Origin of the sequence: Actinomyces sp. S6-Spd3 (assembly GCF_000758755.1) — a bacterium.
Lineage (GTDB): Bacteria > Actinomycetota > Actinomycetes > Actinomycetales > Actinomycetaceae > Pauljensenia.
Window position 1 is genome coordinate 1 of record NZ_JRMV01000133.1, and the last position, 547, is coordinate 547.

Here is a 547-nt window from a genome sequence, read left to right on the forward strand (position 1 = left end):
TGCGCGCGTGAGGTGAGAGAACGCAACGGCCGCGTTGGTTGCGGGCCCGCCCGCAGCGAGGATCTGGTCAAGTGAGGTTACTTTTTGATTCTCACGTACTGTGCCTGCGGTTAGTTGGGCAACGTCGAGTGTGGTGATCCCAGCGAAAAGTCCGTACATGGTTTAAGTATCTCATTGGAATAGGAGGACGCGATTATTACTCTCTCCAATAGTGTACGTAGGGGGCACGGACAACAATTCTTCTGGTTCTTCACCCCAGCTCAACAGGAAACATGCTTCCGAAACCAGCGTTTAGAGTGTAGATTCATGTACATGAACGCTTTAAACGGAAATATGCCTCCGAATAATTTAGCCTCTGACCGCGCCAATGATTCTACATATGGGCAATTCCCCCTACCTGTGACTCAGATTGGCAGCGTCATTAAAGCTACTCGCAAAGAATACGGATTGACGCAACAACAGTTGGCTGAACTTGCTGGAGTTTCAGATCGTACGGTGCGCACTTTGGAGCAGGGCGGACTCGGCCCAACATTGAGGTCGTTACTGG

1 protein-coding gene is annotated in these 547 nt (G+C 50.8%); it reads left to right on the top strand.

What is annotated here, in order from left to right; all coding sequences use genetic code 11:
- Positions 1 to 312: 312 nt before the first annotated feature.
- Positions 313 to 547 (top strand): helix-turn-helix domain-containing protein (locus tag HMPREF1627_RS10100; protein ID WP_199805856.1); only part of this gene is annotated, 235 nt, incomplete at its 3' end.